The 2,791-nt window shown below is 62.6% G+C and carries 3 protein-coding genes and 2 pseudogenes; 4 read left to right on the forward strand and 1 reads right to left on the reverse strand.

Annotation, left to right across the window (positions count from 1 at the left end; translation table 11 throughout):
• The 3 genes and pseudogenes from AYJ54_RS49060 to AYJ54_RS52105 form a co-directional block, all read left to right on the forward strand.
• Nucleotides 1-405: pseudogene (locus tag AYJ54_RS49060) on the forward strand (L,D-transpeptidase family protein); the annotation flags it as partial.
• 106 nt (nt 406-511) lie between these two features.
• On the forward strand, nt 512-1,093 hold the full coding sequence (locus tag AYJ54_RS07870) for a hypothetical protein (RefSeq protein ID WP_245328934.1): 582 nt from the start codon (nt 512-514) through the stop codon (nt 1,091-1,093).
• 38 nt (nt 1,094-1,131) lie between these two features.
• Nucleotides 1,132-1,359: pseudogene (locus AYJ54_RS52105) on the forward strand (protein NO VEIN domain-containing protein); the annotation flags it as partial.
• 273 nt (nt 1,360-1,632) lie between these two features.
• Here the strand turns inward: AYJ54_RS52105 and AYJ54_RS07875 are convergent.
• Nucleotides 1,633-2,337 (reverse strand): transposase, encoded by a 705-nt coding sequence (locus tag AYJ54_RS07875; protein WP_063698095.1) that lies wholly within the window; start codon nt 2,335-2,337, stop codon nt 1,633-1,635.
• Between AYJ54_RS07875 and AYJ54_RS50590 the strand changes: the two genes are divergently transcribed.
• The gene (locus tag AYJ54_RS50590; protein ID WP_161491823.1) at nt 2,327-2,530 is read left to right on the forward strand and encodes a hypothetical protein; all 204 of its coding nucleotides are present in this window, start codon (nt 2,327-2,329) and stop codon (nt 2,528-2,530) included. The two genes, AYJ54_RS07875 and AYJ54_RS50590, sit on opposite strands and share 11 nt — an antisense overlap.
• Nucleotides 2,531-2,791 lie beyond the last annotated feature (261 nt).

Below are 2,791 nucleotides of genomic sequence, written 5' to 3' on the forward strand. Positions count from 1 at the left end.
CCCGCCGAAAAATCCTCGGGCGGCGGCTTCTTCTCAGGGATCGCCCGGAAGATGGGCATGGGCACGGCTGACACCACCGCCACCACGTCGCCGCCGCAAGCTACCGCGTCTGTTCCCCCGACCACCACCGCTTCCGCACCGCCGGCCACGACGGCGTCGAAGCTGAAGGCCGCAGTGACGCGGTTCGTGCCGGGCCACGATGCGTCCAAGGACAAGCCGGCGGTTGCCGCCAAGCCCGCCGAGCCGGCGAAGCCGGCCGAAACGAAGGTTGCCGCGACGCGGCCGGCGCTCAAGCCATCGGTGTCGGATGCTTCGGCTGATGCCGGCAAGGACGCGCAGATCGCAGGCGCGGCACCGGTGATGTCGTCGAATTCGTTCGACAGCCGGTTTGGGGCGGTGAAGTAGAGGGCGATGCAAATGGCCCATGCAGGATGGGCCATTTCTGCATTCACCCAACCTACATTGCGCTCAGCTTGCCCCCTGATACGCTCTGAGTCCGAGAGGTCAAAACTTGGACCGGAAGCAAACTGACGCGATTGCTGGGACACCTTGGACGGAGAGCGAGATCTCCGCCGTCGTCGACAGCTATTTTCGGATGTTGGCCTCGGAAAGAGCGGGCATCCGCTACAGCAAGGCGGAGAACCGGCGCCTGCTCATGACGACCGTCCACCGGTCTGAGGGATCAATCGAGCGCAAGCTCCAGAACATCTCCGCCGTTTTAGACATGCTCGGGGCGCAGTGGATCAACGGCTACAAGCCGTTGGCGCACTATCAGGACGCCTTGGTGGCAGCCGTTGAGCGTAACGTCGGACGGCAGCCAGATTTTCTTTATCCTGCGAGCGCAGATGCTCAACCGCTGGCGCTCAACGACGAGGCCATCTTCGTTCCTCCGCCATCTTTCGCCGATTTGGACAAGATGCTGACGCCAGCCGTCCGGCGGCTCGTTGGCAAGTTCGATCCGGCCGAGCGGGACGCCAGAAATCGCGAGTTAGGAAAAGCCGGCGAGAAATTCGTCATCGAGTTCGAACGCGACCGCCTACGGCGAGCTGGGCGTGATGATCTGCCTCTGATGTTCGGTGGGTTTCCGACCTAGACGGCGACGGATACGGCTACGACGTCCGATCCTTTGAGCCTGATGGCCAAGAACGGCTGCTGGAGATCAAGACGACATGTGGGCACGAACGCACGGCGTTTTGGCTCACCAGGCGAGAAGTCGACGTTGCTGCGGAACGAAGCGAAGTGTACCGGATCCGGCGAGTCTTTCATTTCCGCAACAGCGCGCAGATGTTCGAGATAGCTCCGCCGCTTGAAGACAAGCTCTTCCTGGCACCGACGACGTACGCTGCTGAGCCGAGATAGCGCTTGGAACGGCGCGAGAAGTGAAGCAAAGCCGCGCGGAAGCGCATTCGCTAATGCAGCGTATCGCCTCACGCGTCGTCCCGGCGAAGGCCCATCGGCGCTAAGGTAGTTGGAACATCATTTGATAGCGCCGCTTTTTCCTCGGTGGCTCGCGGAGGTGTCGGCGGAGAGCAAAGACAGATCGGTGAAGGCGAGCCAATGTGGGCTGGGGAATGATCGCCTGCAGAAGTGAGGCGACGAGCTGGCGGAGCAATCGCCACGCGCTTGGGCTGGTCAGGCGGCGTCCGCCCAGCGGGGAGAGTCCTCGAGTTCGTCGACAAGCGGCTCGAGCAAGAGAATGATCAGCAGATGAGCGAGGATGTGCGGCCTGGCGGACCGTTCGTCAGTGCCCGGCGGCCCCTTCAGGCCAATCAGGCTCTTCAGTCGCTTGAAGCCGAGCTCGATCCGCCAGCGCAAGCGGTAGAGGGCGAGAACATCATCGGTGGTGAACTCTTCCGGGGCGAGTGAGGTCACCAGGATGACCCAATCGGCGGCCTCGAGCGTTTGCTTGGAGAGCTGATGGCCTCCCTTCTGTGCAGTTCGGCGCGCTTTGCGTCGTGCCTCGGCAGCGGCCTCTGTCGGCTTCTTGACGGCGACCAGACGCAGGGCGAGCGGCGCGCCGCGCCTGGGTTTGAGCCAAATCGGACAATCGATCAGGCCTCGTTTCGCGGATTTGCGCAGTTCAGCGATGAGATCGAGCGCACCGCCTTCGCAATCGAGCCAGCGCGCGCTCTTCCAACCAGCCCGAATGACGAAGTCTGCGCCGGCCTGGATCAGCCGCGCCATGCGCGCCGGCTGCAAATAGGCCCGATCGGCAAGACGGATCTCACCTGCAACCGCCGGTATCCGGTCGAGCGTCTCGCCTTCCTGCTGATCCGTCAGTTCGAAGTGGCCAAAACGTTCCTGCGGAAGATCGAACGCGCTGTGAATGCGCCACACCGCATTCTTCTTCCTGCCATTGAGCCCCTTTCTTCGGCACCGTCGTGGCATCGATGATCCGGATCAGGCGACCTTGGCTTGCCTTCGGGGCGGCGCCAGCAAGCGCCTGCCCCACCAGCAGCGCCAGCCAATCCCCGCACTGACGCAAGCGATACAGCAAAGCCACATTGGAAACGTCGACAAGGCCGACTGATGTCGCCCATGCCGCCGTCAATCGCAATCCCCGCTCACCCAGACAATAGGCCAGGATCAGCCGCAGCAAATCCACCGCGCATCTGATCTCGCGCGGACGCAAGAAAGCCTTCGTCTCCCGTGCCGTGCGATTGAGTGTTTCTGCCCCACCAAGCCGGGCCACCACGCCCGCCCAGTCGCGGTTCACAAGCGATTCGTGTGTCATTCCATCTTGGAATCACAAACGATTCCGCACCCCAAGCCTAATTTAGCGCCAATGGGC

Source organism: Bradyrhizobium centrolobii, from assembly GCF_001641635.1.
Classification (GTDB): domain Bacteria; phylum Pseudomonadota; class Alphaproteobacteria; order Rhizobiales; family Xanthobacteraceae; genus Bradyrhizobium; species Bradyrhizobium centrolobii.